Origin of the sequence: Microbacterium sp. 20-116 (genome assembly GCF_041079415.1) — a bacterium.
Taxonomy (GTDB): Bacteria; Actinomycetota; Actinomycetes; order Actinomycetales; family Microbacteriaceae; genus Microbacterium.
In genome coordinates, this window is the sequence record NZ_JBFYGP010000012.1 from 38,436 (window position 1) to 54,215 (window position 15,780).

Here is a 15,780-nt window from a genome sequence, read left to right on the forward strand (position 1 = left end):
AAAGGCCTCTCGTGTCCCTCTCTTCTCTGCCGTCGTTCGACGTGCGCGAAATCCCCTTCAGCCGTCGCGGTTCGTGGATGAACCTGTCTCCCGTGATCGGGCTGCACCGCCGCGTGCGCGACATCCATCTGGTCTCCCACCTCACCGGCATGCACGCGGTGCTGCGTCTGACGCTGAGCCGGGACGGTTCCTTCGTGGATGCCGAGACCGTGGCAGACCCCTCGGCTCTGTCGTGGCTGGTCGAGGGCGAGGTCGTGGCCTCGGCGGTGTTCGAGTCGAACGACGTGGTGCGGCTGGCGGGTACGGGGGTCGACCTCGTCCTGGCGGACGCGGCAGAGGAGCTCACCCCCTTCAGCGGCTCGTACTTCTTCCGAGAGCCCCGCGACCGATCGTGGGTCTTCACCTCGTACGAGACGGGGAGGCGCTACCGGGTGACCGTGCTGTCGGGGACCGCGGCGGCAGAGGGGGAGGAAGCCCTCGGGCAGAACGCCCGCTCGATCACCGTGGGCGGCGTGGCCGGTTGGGAGGTCGCGATCGAGCAGATCGAGAGCGCGGCCCCGGTGTTCACCTCTCTCGAGACCTTCGCCGAGGTGCAGCGGCGGGTCGTCGAGGAGTTCGAGGAGTATCTCGAGGCAGTGGCGGGCTGGCGGAGCGAGGACACACCCGCCGCGGCGCTCGCCGCCTACGTGCTGTGGTCGGCGACCGTCGTCCCCGCCGGCTTCGTCACTCGCGAGTCGGTGCTCATGTCGAAGCACTGGATGGACAAGGTCTGGAGCTGGGACCACACCTTCAACGCCCTGGCCCTCGCGCCCGGTGCGCCGGAGCTCGCCCTCGACCAGTTCCACGCCCCGTTCGACCACCAGGATGCCGCGGGTGCCCTGCCCGACTCGATCACCCACTCCGAGGTGCTCTACAACTTCGTCAAGCCCCCGATCCACGGGTGGGCGCTGACGCGCCTCCGTGAGCGGCTGCCCCGTCCCCTCGACCGGGCGGAGCTCGAAGCGGTGTACGCGCGGCTCGCGCGCTGGTCGCGGTTCTGGCTGGACTCCCGGACGGCCCCGGGTCGCTCGCTGCCCTATTACCAGCACGGCAACGACAGCGGCTGGGACAACTCCACCGCCTTCGACCACGACCGTGTCGTCGAGGCGCCCGACCTCGCCGCTTTTCTCGCAGTCCAGCTCGACGTCGTGGCAGATCTCGCCGACGAGCTCGGGCTCGACGAGGGCGCGCACTGGCGCGACGAGCGCGACCGGGTCGAGCGGGCGCTGCTGACCGAGCTGCGCGACGAGGACGGCTTCTTCGCCGTCGGCGCGCTGAGCCGAACCCGCAGCAAGCGCACCAGCCTGCTCACCCTGCTGCCCGTGCTGGCCTCCCCGCGTCTTCCGGGCGACGTCGTCGACGCCCTGGCCGCCGGAATCGAGGCGCATCTCACCGAATGGGGGCCGGCGACCCAGCTCGTCGACACCGCGGAGTACGAGAGCGACGGCTACTGGAGGGGCCCCATCTGGGCCCCCTCGACGATGCTGATCGAGGAGGGGCTCCGCCGCGGGGGCCGGATCGGCCTCGCCGACACGATCAGCGAGAGGTTCCGGGCCCTGTGCGAGCGGTCCGGGTTCGCCGAGAACTTCGACGCCCTCACCGGTGAGGGGCTGCGCGATCGGGCCTACACCTGGACCGCGAGCGTGTACCTCGTCTTCGCCCACGATCACGTGGAGCGGCGCCGAGCCGAGGAGGCCGAGGGTATCGAGGCGCGGGCGTGAGCACCGTCACCGAGCACTTCTCCATCGAGGGCGACCGCCTCGTGTGGCGGGGCGATGGCGAGACCGTGGTGGTCGAGCCGTGGGGGCGAGACAGCGTGCGCGTGCGCGCGCGTCTCATGCACGACGTGCTCGATAACGACTGGGCGCTCCTGGCCGCCGATCCCGTATCCGCGACGATCGAGATCGAGGGGGAACGGGCGACGCTGAGCAACGGGCGGCTGCGCGTGGTCGCGACCTCGCGCAGCGGCATCCAGCTGCAGACCGGATACCACCGCAACTTCTGCCACCTCGCCTTCTTCGACGCCTCGGGGCGCCTGCTCTTCGCCGAGAGGGATGCGGGAGGCTCGTTGGCGCTCGTCGCGCGCGAGCATCGCCCCATCGCGGGAGGCGACGTCAGGCTCACGGCGTCGTTCGACACCGCCGCGGACGAGCACCTGTACGGCATGGGGCAGTACCAGCAGGACGTGCTGGATTTGAAGGGCAGCTCCCTCGAGCTCGCCCACCGCAACTCGCAGTCGAGCGTGCCGTTCGTCATGTCGAGTCGTGGCTACGGCTTCCTGTGGCACAACCCCGCGATCGGGCGCGCGACGTTCGCGACCAACGGCACCCGGTGGGAGGCCGAGTCGACCGAGCAGCTCGACTACTGGGTGACCGCCGGCCAGACTCCGCGCGAGATCGCCCGGGCCTACGCGGATGCCACGGGGCACGCGCCGATGATGCCGGAGCGCGGGCTGGGGTTCTGGCAGTGCAAGCTCCGGTACTCCTCGCAGGAGGAGCTGCTGTCGGTGGCGCGCGAGCACACGCGCCGCGGTCTTCCCCTCGACGTCATCGTCGCGGACTTCTTCCACTGGCCGAGGATGGGGGACTTCCGCTTCGAGCAGGAGTTCTGGCCGGATCCGGCGGCGATGGTGCGCGAGCTCGACGAGCTCGGCGTCGAACTCATGGTCTCGGTGTGGCCGCAGGTGTCGCTCGAGAGCGAGAACTACGCGCTCATGAAGAAAGAGAACCTGCTCGTGCGCGCCGAGCGCGGGCTCGACGTGCAGATGTCGTTCGAGGGGCCGAGCGCGTTCCTCGACGCCACCAACCCCCGCGCCCGCGACTTCGTGTGGCAGAAATGCCGCGACAACTATGCGCGCCACGGCATCCGCACCTTCTGGCTCGACGAAGCGGAGCCCGAGTTCGGTCTCTACGACTACGACAACTACCGGTATCACGCCGGTCCGGTGCCGCAGGTGGGAAACCTCTACCCCCAGCACTACGCTCGCGCTTTCGCCGAGGGACAGTGGGCAGACGGCGAGACCGAGGTCGTGAACCTCCTGCGCGCCGCCTGGGCGGGGTCTCAGCGCTACGGCGCCCTGGTCTGGTCGGGCGACATCGCCTCGACCTTCGCTGCGTTGCGGGCGCAGATCACCGCCGGGATCCACATGGGGGTGGCGGGTATCCCGTGGTTCACCACCGACATCGGCGGCTTCCACCACGGCGATCCCGACGACGAGGGGTTCCGCGAGCTCTTGGTGCGCTGGTTCCAATTCGGCGCGTTCAGCCCGGTGATGCGCCTGCACGGCGACCGCCTGCCGACGACCCCGGTGCACGCCGCCGACGGCTCGCGGCGGTCCCCGAGCGGCGGACCGAACGAGGTCTGGAGCTTCGGCGACCAGGTCACGCCGATCCTGGAGCGGTACCTGTTCGCGCGGGAGGCGTTGCGACCGTACCTGCGAGAGGTGATGCGCGATGCGCACCGGGACGGGCAGCCCGTGCTGCGCGGGCTGTTCCACGAGTTCCCCGCCGACGAGCGCTCGTGGACCGTGAAGGACCAGTACCTGCTCGGCTCCGACCTGCTCGTGGCCCCCGTTCTCGAGGCCGGCGCGCGCACCCGCCGCGTCCTGCTGCCCGAGGGCGCAGGCTGGACCGACCTGTGGACCGGCGCCGTGCACCTCGGCGGGGGAGAGGTCGAGGTCGAAGCTCCTGCCGACCGCGTCCCGCTGTTCGTCCGCGACGAAGCGCACCCCGAGATCTTCGAGGCCGTGCGTCGCGCTCTGATTCCGTCGTCGGGACGGTGAACGACAAGACCCCGGATGCCATGGCATCCGGGGTCATGTTCTTTCGAGGTCGCGTCAGCGCAGCAGCGGCACCGCGCCCACGAGAACGCCCACGGCGAGCATCACCAGTGAGACGATCGTGGCGCGCCACAGCACCTTCTTGTGGTGGTCGCCGAGGTTGACGCCGGCGAGCGAGACGAGCAGCAGGATCGCGGGCACCAGCGGGCTCTGCAGGTGCACCGGCTGCCCGGTGATCGAGGCGCGGGCCATCTCGACCGGGGCGATGCCGTAGTTCGCCGCACTCTCGGCGAGCACGGGCAGGATGCCGAAGTAGAACGCATCGTTCGACATGAAGAACGTGAACGGGATCGACAGCACCCCGGTGATGACGGCCAGGAACGGGCCCATCGACGAGGGGATCACCTCGGTGATCCACGACGCCATCGCCGTGACCATGCCGGTGCCGTTGAGGACGCCGACCAGGACGCCGGCCGCCAGCACCATCGACACGACGCCGACGATCGAGGGTGCGTGAGCGACGATCTCGTCGGCCTGCGAGCGGAGCTTGGGGAAGTTGACGATGAGGGCGATCGCGGCGCCGACCATGAAGACGAAGGCCAGCGGGAAAAGGTCCATGACCAGCAGCACCATGACCGCGGCCGTCAGGGCCAGGTTGAACCAGATCAGCTTCGGGCGCAGCGTCGCGCGGTTCGGGTCGAGCATGGTGTCGGCCATGGCGGCGTCGGCGGTGTCGACCAGTTGCGCGGCGGCGACGGCGTCGCGACCGCCGCGGACAGTGACGATGTTGCCGGTGCGCAGAGAGGCGACCGCGCCGGGCTTGGATTCGGCACCGCGGAAGATCTTCGGGGCGCCGAGTCGGCCGAAGCCGCCGGGCTCGTCGATCCTGGTGGTGTCGACGGTGCCGGCGAGACGCTTGCGCTCGGACAGCCCGAGGAACCAGGCGAAAGCGAGCGAGACGACCAGGCCGGCCAGCAGTGAGGGGATCATCGGCACGAAGACGTCGGTGGGCTGCAGGCCCAGGGCGGTCGCGGCGCGGACTGTCGGCCCACCCCACGGGACGATGTTCATCGTGCCGTTCATCAGGCCCGCGACGCAGGTGAGCACGACGGGGCTCATACCCAGACGCAGGTACAGGGGCAGCATGGCCGAGGTGGTGATGATGAAGGTCGTCGAGCCGTCGCCGTCGAGCGAGACCGCCCCGGCGAGGATGGCCGTGCCCAGCACGATCTTGGCCGGGTCGTTCCCCAGCACGCGCGTGATCACGCGGATCAGCGGGTCGAACAGGCCGACGTCGATCATGATGCCGAAGTACATGATCGCGAACATCAGCAGGGCCGCGGTGGGCGCCATCTTGCTGATCGCGTCGATCACCATGTCGCCGAGGCCGAGACCCGCCCCGGCGATGAGACCGAAGACGGTGGGGACGACGATGAGAGCGACCATCGGGGTCAGGCGTCGGGTCATGATCAGGGCCATGAACGACAGGACCATGAGGAAGCCCAGGGCCACGAGCACCCCATCGGCGGGCGTATAGGCCACCGGGTACTCGGCGGCGTCGGCCGCAAGGATCAGGGGGGTCATCGCGACTCCTTCGTCGTGACGGGCGCGGCTCTCGCACTCGATCCGGCGAGGTTACGCACGACGAGCCTCCCGGCGCGTGCTTGCTCGCATTGCGGACGGTTATGCGCGTACCGTGTGTTCTGCGCATTTCGCGCACGAGAGTCGAGGCGGGAGGTGCGGATGCGGTTCGCCACGCGCATGCTGGTCGTGCAGGTCGCCACGCAGATGGCCGTCGTCGCCGTGTGCACCGCCGTCTTCGCCTGGCTCGGCGTGCAGCAGCTGAAGGCCGAGGCCGATTCCTCGGCGCTGAACATCGCGCGGTCCGTCGCCGAAGCCCCCGAGGTGCGCGACCTCGTCGAGACCTACTCCGCCGATCCCGGGACGCCGGATGCCGCGGGCTTGCGCGACGGCCTGCTGCAGCGGTACGCCACCGACGTCACCACCCGCACGGAGGGCCTGTTCGTCGTGATCACCGACGATCACGGCATTCGTCTCGCCCACCCCGATCCCGACCGCCTCGGCGAGGTGGTGAGCACGAGCTTCGCGGACGCGCTCGCGGGGCGAGAGGTGGTCACGTGGGAGACGGGAACGCTCGGCGAGTCCGCCCGCGCGAAGGTGCCGGTCTACGCGCCCGGCGGGGGATCCCCGGTGGGGGAGGTGAGCGTGGGCTTCGAGCGGGCGAGCGTCTTCGACGACCTCCCGGCCCTGATCGGCGGGATCGCCGTCGCCGTGGCGCTCGCCGTGGCGATCGGCGCCGTGGTCGCCCTGTTCATGCGTCGCCGCCTCGAGCGGCTCACTCTCGGCGTGCAGCCCGAAGAACTCGTCTCGCTCGTCCAGACCCAGACCGCCGTTCTCGAAAGCGCCGATGAGGGGGTCGTCGCCCTCGATGACGCCGGCGTCGTGCGCGTGTGCACGGCCGCCGCCGAACGGCTTCTCGGAGTGAGGGATGCCGTGGGTCGGCCGGTGCGCGATCTCGGACTGCCCCCGGCGGTCGCCGCGGCTCTGTCGGGCACCGGGGCCTCGACCGGGCTCCCCCTGGGCGACCGCGTCGTGTTCATCGACGTGCGACCGGTGCGGCGCGGGGCCCGCTCCTTCGGCCGCGTGGCGACGCTGCGCGATCGCACCGACGTCATGGCCCTGTCGGGGCGGCTCGACAGCGTCCGCGCGATGAGCGATGCCCTGCGCGTGCAACGGCACGAGAACGCCAACCGGCTGCACGCGGCGGTGGGCCTGCTCGACGCGGGGCGCACCCACGAGGCGCGCTCCTTCCTCGCCGATCTCGTCGACCGGGGCTCGGTCGACTGGGCGGTGCCGGGGATCGACCTCGTGGCCGATGCGATGCTGCAGTCGTTCCTGGGGGCGAAGGCCCTCTCGGCCCGCGAGCGCGGCGTGGTGCTGCGCGTCGCCGACGAGACGTTCCTGCGCACTCCGATCGACGAGGTCGAGGACGTCGTGGCCGTCCTCGGCAACCTCGTCGACAACGCCGTGACGGCGGCAGCGGCGGCGCCGGCACCCCGAGAGGTCGAGGTGGCGGTGCTCGGCGACGGGGATGCCGTCGTGCTCACGGTCGGCGACACGGGGGCGGGTATCGCCGACCCCGAGGCCGCCTTCCTCCCGCGAGAGCGGAGCGACGACCCTTCCGCGGTGCACGGACTCGGCATCGGCCTCCCCCTGTCGCGCGAGTTCGCCCGTCGGCGCGGCGGCGACGTCTGGGTCGTCGACCCGGGAGGCGACGGTCACGGCGCCGTCGTGGCCGCGAGACTGCCCGGCGTGACCCGAGGAGAAACCGAATGACAGACATCCGCGTCCTCGTCGTCGACGATGACTTCCGGGTCGCGGGACTGCACCGCGACGCCGTGACCGCGCGCCCGGGGTTCGTCGCGCTCGAGCCCGCGCGCACCGTCGGCGAGGCCCGCGCCGCGCTCGCCGCGCACGCTCCCGACCTGCTGCTGGCCGACGTCTACCTCCCCGACGGCGACGGCATCGAGTTGGTGCGCTCGGCCGGCGTCGACGCGTTCGTCCTGTCGGCGGCGACGGATGCCGCGACCGTGCGCCGGGCGTTCACCGCCGGGGCCCTCGCCTTCCTCGTGAAGCCCTTCGACACGCGGGTGCTGGCGGAACGCCTCGACCGGTACGCGCGGTACCGCAACCTCCTCGCGAGCCCGCGGCCCCTGTCGCAGGACGACATCGACCGCGCAGCCTCGGTCATGCGCGGGGAGCGCGAGGGTGCCTCTCTCGCCCGATCCGCGACCGAGCAGACCGTGCTCGCCGCCCTCGGCGCTGACGAGGCCTCGGCGACCGAGGTGGCCGAGCGCATCGGCGTCTCGCGCGCGACGGCGCAACGCCACTTGACCGCCCTCGCCGAGAGGGGCCTCGTGCAGGTGAGTCTGCGCTACGGCACCACCGGTCGCCCCGAGCACCGCTTCCGCGCCGGGGGCTGACTCGCGCAGGCGGCACGATTCTTCGACACAGCGCGGGGTAGAGGTGGCTGAGCGTGTCGACGTCACCGGGCGTGCTGCGGAGCCCGGTCCCTTCGACAGGCTCAGGGACCTCGGTGCGCGGGCTCAGGGGCGTCGGTGCGCGGGCTCAGGGACCTCGGTGCGCGGGTCCAGGGACCTCGCGCCGCGGCCCGGGCGCGAGGATCAGCGCGCCGCGCTCAGGCCTCCAGTACCGCCCACCCTCGCGGTCCCAGCTCGATCCGGCCGTCCGCCGGCGCGCCCTCGCCCGTGACCAGCTGCCGTCCGTCGGCGACCGGCAGCGATACGGGCTCGTCGCCGATGTTCAGCGCCACCACCACGGCGTCGTCTCCCACGGCCGTGCGCAGAGCGATCGCCGTGTTCGTCACCTCGATCACGTCGGTGTGCGCGCGCCAGAGCCATGGTTTGCGGCGCCGCAGCGCGATCAGTTCCCGGTGCACCCGCAGGATGCCCTCGTCGGGGTCGACCTCGTCGGGGCGCGCGGGGAACTCCGGGCGCACCGCATCGTCGCCGCCGAGCCGCTCCTCTTTCACCCCGGTCCACCCGAACTCGTCGCCGGCGTACACCGAGGGCGTTCCCGCGACGGTGAACAGCACCGCGAGGGCGTGCGGCACGAGATCCGCGCCCACCGCCGAGGCGATACGGCTGACATCGTGGTTGCCGACGAAGGTCTGCGGGGCGTAGGTCGACAGCAACTCGTCATGCCGCTCGACGGCATGGCTGAGCTCGAAGAGGTTGCCGTCGGAGATGCCGTGCCAGATCCCCTGCCACAGCTCGTACTGCGTCAGCGAGTCGATAGTCGATTCCCGCACGATCTGCGGACCGTCGCCGTGGATGACCTCGCCCAGGAACCATGCGTCGGGGAAGCGCTCGCGCACCCGCGGAAGCACCTGGGCCCAGAACGACGACGGCACCGCGTACGCGGCATCCAGTCTCCATCCGTCGATCCCGTGGTCGAGCCAGTGACACATGACCTCCACCACGAGATCGACGACGTCGGCAGACGCGTGATCCAGCGCGACGAGGGCGTCGTGCCCCTCGAAGACCTCGGGCTCGAAGCGCCCGTCGACCCACCGCCCCCGGAACAGGCTCGGCCCGTCCTCCCGCAGGTCGCGGAACGCCGGGTGCCCCCGCCCGACGTGGTTGAAGACGCCGTCGAGAAGGACCCGGATGCCACGCCCACGCGCCGCGGAGACGAGTCGGTCGAGATCAGCGGTGTCGCCGAGTCGTGGGTCGATGCGGAGGTGGTCGACGGTGTCGTAGCCGTGTGTCTCCGACGCGAACACCGGGCCCAGGAGCAGACCGTTGAGCCCCAGCTCGATGACGTGGTCGAGCCACGGGTCGAGGCGGTCGAGACGGTGCACCGGGTCGGCATCCGGATCCACGCCGTCACGGATCGGCGCACCGACGAATCCCAGCGGGTAGACGTGCCACCAGATGACGTGTTCGGGCCACGCGGGCATGGATTCTCCTCGGCCCGGCGGGTCGGCGCCGGCGCAGTTCGACGCTATCCCTCCGTCGCCGCGGCGACGCGGGGGGTTGTGGGGGCGGATGCCGGGGGTCACGCTCGCGCGCGGTCGTCCGGGAGGGAGAAGACCGGCAGGTCGAGGGCGTGATCGCGTGCGGCGTCGACGGCGGCGGCGACCGCGCCGATCGAGACGATGTCGGCGCCGAGGGTCGAGGCGACGATCGCGGGGGCGGGGAGGTCGAGCGCGCGCGGGAGGGCGTCGATGGCGGCCGTGATGATGGGGGCCGCGCCCGCGGCGATGGCGCCGGAGACGATCACTCGATCCACGTCGAACAGGCTCCCGAAGATGCCCACGACGCCCGCCAGGGCGCCCCCCACCTCGCGAGCGACGGCGAGGGCTCCTGGATCTCCGGATGCCGCGAGGTCGAGCACGCTCTTGGCGTCGATCGCCGCGGGGTCGATGTCGTGCAGGGCGCTCTGCGCGGGCAGCGAGCCGGAGCGCAGTGCCGCCCGCGCCGCCTCGACGCAGCGGGGCGCGAGCCCCTCGGCGCTGCCGACGCCCTCGACGCGGTCGAAGGCTACGGTCTCTCCCGCGCCGCCGTGCTTTCCGCGCAGGAGGTGCCCGTCGAGGCAGATCCCGGCGCCGAAGCGTTCACCGGCCAAGAGGGCGACGAAGTCGTCGCAATCGGCGGCCGCCCCGCGCGCGTGCTCGGCCACCGCGGCCAGGGTCGCGTCGTTCTCGACCCGCACCACGGGCGACCAGCTCTGGAAGGTGTCGATGAAGCCGGGGTTCATCCGTTCCCAGAAGCGGTCGTGGTGCACGGGGGAGCGGCCATCGCGGTCGACCGGGGCGGGAACCCCCGCGCACAGCGCGACGATCTCGGAGCGATCGCGTCGTGCGCGTTTCAGGGTCGCCTCCACGGTCGCCTCCGCCGCGCGTCGGCGCCGTTCGGGCGAATCGCGCTCGGGGTCGACCGTCAGGCGCGAGGTCGCGAGCGTCTCGCCGCGCAGGTCGGCCACCGTGGCCGTCAGATGCCCGCGTCCCGCGTCGACCCCCACCACGACGCCCGCCTCGGGCCGGAAGGCGAAGCGGCGCGCGGGGCGCCCCTTGGAGTACTCGCCGACGGCGCGCGCGTTGGGCATCTCCGCGAGCAGGCGCCGCGCGGTCAGCTCGTCAAGCACGTCGATGGCGGTGGAGCGGGTCACCCCGATCGCGGCGATCACGTCGCTGGCGGTGAAGGCGTCGACCTGCCAGGCGTGGCGCAGCACGGCGTCGAGGCTGTGACGTCGCAGCGAGGGCGTCGCGGTCACGGCATCCATCGGCATCCGCCCTCTCTTCGCGTCGGGCGGTCGCTCTTGACCGCCGTGTGTTCCCCCTGCAATACTGCCTGCACGACATTGATTTGGCGACTAGATTTAGTCATCAACACAACATATTCGCAGTGCGGCGGAGGAGGAACCAGGTGTCGACGAAGACCAGGGCGACCCGGCGGTGGGTCGCGGCGGCCGCGGTGGGGGTGCTCGGGGCGAGCCTGCTCGCGGGCTGCTCGGCCGATGGGCGCGAGACCATCCGCTTCACCTTCAGCAAACGCGAGGCGCTCTCGTTCATGAACGACGTCGTCGCGCAGTACAACGCCTCTCAAGACAGGGTGCGCGTCGAGATGGACAGCTCCGGCGTCGACGTCGTCTCGGCCAGCTTCGTCCGCGGCAACCCGCCCGACATCATGCTGGCGAACTACAACTACGAGGTCGCCCGGTTCGTGCAGCGCTGCGCCCTCTCCGACCTCAGCGGCACCGCGGCGGCGGCGAGCGTGCGCGAAGACCTGCAGCCGCTCATGGACCAGTACGGCTCGTGCGCGGGTCGCACCAGCGCCCTGCCGTACTCGGTGATGGCGGCATCCGTCATCTACAACACGCAGATCTTCGACCAGCTCGGCCTGTCGGTCCCCACCACGTGGGGCGAGCTCCTCGAGGTGTCCGAGACCCTGAAGGCCAACGGCATCACCCCGTTCTACGGCACCTTCAAAGACGACTGGACCGTCGCCCAGGGCTGGTACGACTACTCCGTCGGGGGCTCGCTGGACGTGCTCGACTTCTTCGACTCCCTGGCCGCCGAGGGCGATCAGGTCGGCCCCGACTCGTCGGTGTCGTTCGCGAAGGACTTCACCCAGCCCATGGACCGCATGCTCGAGCTCGCGACGAACTACACGAATGCGGATGCCGAGAGCCGGGCCTACGGCGATGGGAACCTCGCCTTCGCACAGGGGCAGGCGGCGATGTACCTGCAGGGGCCGTGGGCGCTCGGCGAGATCGCCAAGACCGCGCCGGACCTGCCGGTCGGTACCTTCCCCCTGCCGATGACCGACGACCCCGACGACCTTAAGGTGCGCGTCAACATGGACCTCGCCGCCATCATCCCCGAGGCATCGCATCACCAGGATGCCGCTCGCGACTTCCTCGAGTACCTCTACCGCCCCGAGGTGATCGAGGCCTACAACGAGTCACAGCTCGGCTTCGCGCCCACGGCGGACGCCCCGTCGCCGAGCGACCCGCGCGTGGCGGGCATGGTGCCGTACTACGACGAAGGCCGCATCTACCAGGGCGCCTCGGTGCTCGTGCCCAAGACGATCCCCACCTTCAACTACGCGCAGGCGATGATCTTCGGCGCAGCGCCCGAGACCACCCTGCGCACCATGGACGAGGACTGGTCGCGCCTCGCGTTCCGCCAGCCCCCGGCCTCGACGAACGATGCCGCTGGCGAGGAGGCCGCGCGATGACCACCACCACCACGATCGTCACCGGGGGCAAAGCGACCGCGCGTCGCAGCTCCCGCCGGATCGAGCCGATCTACTACCTGTTCCTGCTGCCGACCCTCGTGCTGTTCACGCTCGCGATCACGGTTCCGGGTCTCATCGGCATCTTCTTCAGCTTCACGGACTCCATCGGGCTGGGGGAGTGGAGCTTCACGGGCCTGACCAACTACATCGCGATCTTCAGCGACCCGGCGATCCTGCAGGCGTACCTGTTCACCTTCGGCTTCTCGGTGGCCACGGTCATCGTGGTCAACGTGGCCGCGTTCCTGCTCGCGGTCGGGCTCACCTCGCAGATCCGGTTCACGAAGGCCCTGCGGACGGTGTTCGTCATCCCGATGGTGATCTCGGGCATCATCATCGCCTACGTCTTCAATTTCCTCTTCAGCAACTCGGTGCCCCAGGCCGGGGCTGCCCTCGGCATCCCGTGGCTCGAGACGAGCCTGCTCGCCAACCCCGACCTGGCGTGGGTGGCGATCGTGATCGTCACCGCCTGGCAGGCCGTGCCCGGCACGCTGCTCATCTACATCGCGGGGCTCCTCTCCGTCCCCGGCGACGTCTACGAGGCCGCGGGCCTCGACGGGGCGAGCAAGACCCAGCAACTGCTGCGCATCACGCTCCCGCTCGTCGCGGGGTACGTGGTGATCAACATCATCCTGGGCTTCAAGGGCTTCCTGAACGCCTACGACATCATCGTCGGGCTCACCGGCGGAGGCCCCGGTACCGCGACCCGCAGCGTCGCGATGTCGATCATCCTCGGCTTCAACGGCGGCGACTACGCGTATCAGATGGCGAACGCAGCGCTCTTCTTCGTCGTGGCCATCGTCATCTCGCTCCTGCAGCTCTCGCTGACCCGGGGAAGGAACACCCTGTCATGACCGCTCTCAACCAGCCGGCCCTCGCCTTCGAGCAGGCCGAGCTCGCCGTCCCCGATCGTCAGGGCCCCCAGGCTCCCCGCCGCCGTCGTCGCGTCGGCATGGAGCGCATCAACTGGTCGACGACGACGATCCTGGTGCTCTGTTCCCTTACGGTGCTGCTGCCGTTGTACGTCACGGTCTCGATGGCGCTGAAGAGCGGCACGCAGGTCGTCGACGGCAACGCGTTCTCGTTCCCCTCGCCGCTCAGCTTCGACGGCTTCGTCCAGGCGTGGACGCTGACGAAGTTCCCCGTGGGTCTGGCGATCTCGCTGCTGGTGACCGCCGGCACGGTCGTGGCGACGATCGTGCTCGCCGCCTTCGCCTCGTACGCGATCGCGCGCAACTGGGACCGGAAGCTCTTCCGGTACTCGTTCTTCTACCTGCTCGCGGCGATGTTCATCCCGTTCCCCGTCGTGGCGCTTCCGCAGATCCAGCTCACCGGTCGGGTGGGGCTCGACAACCCCGTCGGCGTGATCATCCTCGCTACGATGTTCCAGCTGAGCTTCAGCGTGCTGCTGTTCACGGCCTTCCTCCGGTCGATCCCGCTCGAACTCGAAGAGAGCGCACGCATCGACGGGGCGACGACCTGGCAGACGTTCTGGCGGCTCATCTTCCCGCTCCTGGCCCCTATGAGCGCCACCGTCGGCATCTTCGCCTTCCTCTACGCGTGGAACGACTTCATGATGCCCTCGCTCATCATCAGCGACCCGGCGCTGCAGACCCTGCCGGTGCGGCAAAACCTCTTCCAGACGCAGTTCAGCAACAACTACAACGTCGCTTTCGCGTCGTACCTCATGGCCATGGCCCCCGCCATCATTGCCTACCTCTTCACCCAGCGCTGGGTGATGGCGGGCGTGACCCAGGGCGCCGTCAAGGGCTGACCGACCACCCCCCTCGAAAGGAAAAACGTGACCACCGCCGCACCCTCCGTGCAGACCCGCGAACTCAGCGCAGCCCCCGACTGGTGGCGCCAGGCCGTGGTGTACCAGGTGTATCCCCGCAGCTTCGCCGACACCGACGGCGACGGCCTGGGCGACATCCGCGGAATCACCTCGCGCGTGCCGTATCTGGCAGAGCTGGGGGTGGATGCCGTCTGGCTCAGCCCCTTCTACCCCTCCGATCTCGCGGACGGCGGCTACGACGTCGCCGACTACCGCGACGTCGACCCGCGGCTGGGGACCCTGGCCGACATGGACGAGCTCATCGCGCAGCTGCACGCCCATGGCATCCGGGTCGTCGTCGACATCGTGCCCAACCACACGTCCGACAGGCACGCCTGGTTCCAGGAGGCGCTGGCCGCGGGCCGCGGGTCGGCGGCGCGTGCGCGTTACATCTTCCGTGAGGGCACCGGGCCCGACGGCGGGGAACCGCCCACCGACTGGGTGTCGATCTTCGGCGGCTCGGCGTGGGAGCGGGTGGAGGACGGGCAGTGGTACCTGCACAACTTCGACGTGTCGCAACCCGACCTCGACTGGTCGAACCCCGCGGTGCGCGCCGACTTCGTCACGACGCTGCGTTTCTGGAGCGACCGGGGAGTCGACGGCTTCCGCATCGACGTGGCGCACATGCTCACGAAAGACCTCAGCGAGCCGCTGCCCTCCCGCGCCGAGCTCGAAGCGCTTCCGCAGGACGGCTCCCACCCGATGATCGATCGCGACGACGTGCACGAGGTCTACGCCGAGTGGCGCGCGGTCTTCAACTCGTACGATCCGCCGCGGACGGCGGTCGCCGAGGCGTGGGTGCACCCCTCGCGGGTGCCGCTGTACGCGAGTGCCGACAGCCTCGGGCAGGCGTTCAACTTCGACCTGCTCGAGGCCGACTTCGACCCCGCGCAGTTCCGCCGCATCGTCGCCGACAACCTCGCGCTCGCCGCGGAGTCGGGATCGTCGACGACGTGGGTGCTGTCGAACCACGACGTCGTCCGGCACGCGACGCGCTACGGGCTGCCCGATGCCGAGCGCGGGGACGACGGACGCCCGACGCTCAAGCACGGCAACGAGTGGTTGCTGTCCGGGGGACAGTCGCCGACGCTCGATGCCGCGCGCGGAGAGCGCCGAGCCCGCGCCGCCGCGATGTTCGTCCTGGGCCTGCCCGGTTCGGCGTACCTGTACCAGGGTGAGGAGCTCGGTCTGCACGAGGTGGCCGAGATCCCCGACGCCGCGCGGCAGGATCCGACGTTCTTCCGCAGCCCCGGCATCGATCAGGGTCGGGACGGATGCCGCGTGCCCCTGCCGTGGAGCGCGACCGGCCCCGCGTTCGGCTTCGGAGCGGGCGGCGCGCACCTGCCGCAGCCGGAGTGGTTCGGCTCCTACGCGGTCGACGCGCAGGACGGCGATGCCGACTCGACGCTGACGCTGTACCGGCGCGCTCTCGACCTGCGGCACGAGCTGCAGACCGACGAGCAGCTGCGGTGGATCGACGGCACTCCCGGCGAGGTCGTGGCCTTCGAGCGCCCGAACGGCTGGACGGTCGTGACCAACTTCGGCAGCGAGCCGGCCGCCCTCCCCGCGGGTGACGTGCTGCTGTCGAGCACGGCGCTCGAGGGCGATCTGCTGCCCGGTGAGACGACGGTCTGGCTCCGCCGCGCCTGACGCCTCACGCACGCCCCGCTACCGCGAGTGCCGGGGCGTGCGTGCGCTCACGCACTGCCTCGATGATGTCGAGCGTCCGACACATCCGGGACGAGCCCTCGGACGATCCGGATGTGTCGGACACGCGACGTCGTCCG

The 15,780-nt window shown here is 70.5% G+C and carries 11 protein-coding genes; 8 read left to right on the forward strand and 3 right to left on the reverse strand.

Going from position 1 to position 15,780, the window contains the following annotated elements:
- The first annotated feature begins 11 nt into the window (after positions 1-11).
- Together AB6V29_RS15925 and AB6V29_RS15930 are read left to right on the forward strand one after the other, a co-directional pair.
- Complete coding sequence (locus AB6V29_RS15925; protein WP_369359852.1) at positions 12-1,760, forward strand: amylo-alpha-1,6-glucosidase; 1,749 nt, start codon at positions 12-14, stop codon at positions 1,758-1,760.
- Positions 1,757-3,820 carry a TIM-barrel domain-containing protein gene (locus AB6V29_RS15930; protein ID WP_369359854.1) on the forward strand — a complete coding sequence of 688 codons (2,064 nt, stop codon included), beginning with the start codon at positions 1,757-1,759 and terminating at the stop codon, positions 3,818-3,820. The genes AB6V29_RS15925 and AB6V29_RS15930 overlap by 4 nt, the downstream gene beginning before the upstream one ends.
- Before the next feature lie 54 nt (positions 3,821-3,874).
- Here AB6V29_RS15930 and AB6V29_RS15935 read toward each other — a convergent pair whose 3' ends face one another.
- Positions 3,875-5,401, reverse strand: a complete 1,527-nt coding sequence (locus tag AB6V29_RS15935; protein WP_369359856.1) for a CitMHS family transporter — start codon at positions 5,399-5,401, stop codon at positions 3,875-3,877.
- A 159-nt stretch (positions 5,402-5,560) separates the two neighbouring features.
- Here AB6V29_RS15935 and AB6V29_RS15940 point away from each other — a divergent pair, with 159 nt between their 5' ends.
- The gene (locus tag AB6V29_RS15940) at positions 5,561-7,174 is read left to right on the forward strand and encodes an ATP-binding protein (RefSeq protein ID WP_369359858.1); all 1,614 of its coding nucleotides are present in this window, start codon (positions 5,561-5,563) and stop codon (positions 7,172-7,174) included.
- Positions 7,171-7,821 (forward strand): response regulator, encoded by a 651-nt coding sequence (locus AB6V29_RS15945; RefSeq protein ID WP_103208498.1) that lies wholly within the window; start codon positions 7,171-7,173, stop codon positions 7,819-7,821. Before AB6V29_RS15940 ends, AB6V29_RS15945 begins: the two co-directional genes overlap by 4 nt.
- Before the next feature lie 215 nt (positions 7,822-8,036).
- Here the strand turns inward: AB6V29_RS15945 and AB6V29_RS15950 are convergent, their stop codons facing one another.
- Positions 8,037-9,320 (reverse strand): alpha-amylase family glycosyl hydrolase, encoded by a 1,284-nt coding sequence (locus AB6V29_RS15950; RefSeq protein WP_267788230.1) that lies wholly within the window; start codon positions 9,318-9,320, stop codon positions 8,037-8,039.
- Between the two features lie 98 nt (positions 9,321-9,418).
- A complete protein-coding gene (locus tag AB6V29_RS15955; RefSeq protein ID WP_369359860.1) occupies positions 9,419-10,651 on the reverse strand; it encodes an ROK family protein in 1,233 nt (410 codons plus the stop codon).
- Positions 10,652-10,788: 137 nt separating this feature from the next.
- On the opposite strand from AB6V29_RS15955, the gene AB6V29_RS15960 reads away from it, so the two are divergent.
- The 4 genes from AB6V29_RS15960 (at position 10,789) to AB6V29_RS15975 (ending at position 15,643) form a co-directional block, all read left to right on the forward strand.
- The gene (locus AB6V29_RS15960; protein ID WP_170210726.1) at positions 10,789-12,102 is read left to right on the forward strand and encodes an ABC transporter substrate-binding protein; all 1,314 of its coding nucleotides are present in this window, start codon (positions 10,789-10,791) and stop codon (positions 12,100-12,102) included.
- Positions 12,099-13,013 (forward strand): carbohydrate ABC transporter permease, encoded by a 915-nt coding sequence (locus tag AB6V29_RS15965; RefSeq protein ID WP_094736161.1) that lies wholly within the window; start codon positions 12,099-12,101, stop codon positions 13,011-13,013. The genes AB6V29_RS15960 and AB6V29_RS15965 overlap by 4 nt, the downstream gene beginning before the upstream one ends.
- A gap of 98 nt (positions 13,014-13,111) precedes the next feature.
- Complete coding sequence (locus tag AB6V29_RS15970) at positions 13,112-13,933, forward strand: carbohydrate ABC transporter permease (RefSeq protein ID WP_094736171.1); 822 nt, start codon at positions 13,112-13,114, stop codon at positions 13,931-13,933.
- Between the two features lie 27 nt (positions 13,934-13,960).
- Positions 13,961-15,643 (forward strand): alpha-amylase family glycosyl hydrolase, encoded by a 1,683-nt coding sequence (locus AB6V29_RS15975; protein WP_369359863.1) that lies wholly within the window; start codon positions 13,961-13,963, stop codon positions 15,641-15,643.
- The last annotated feature ends 137 nt before the right edge of the window (positions 15,644-15,780 follow it).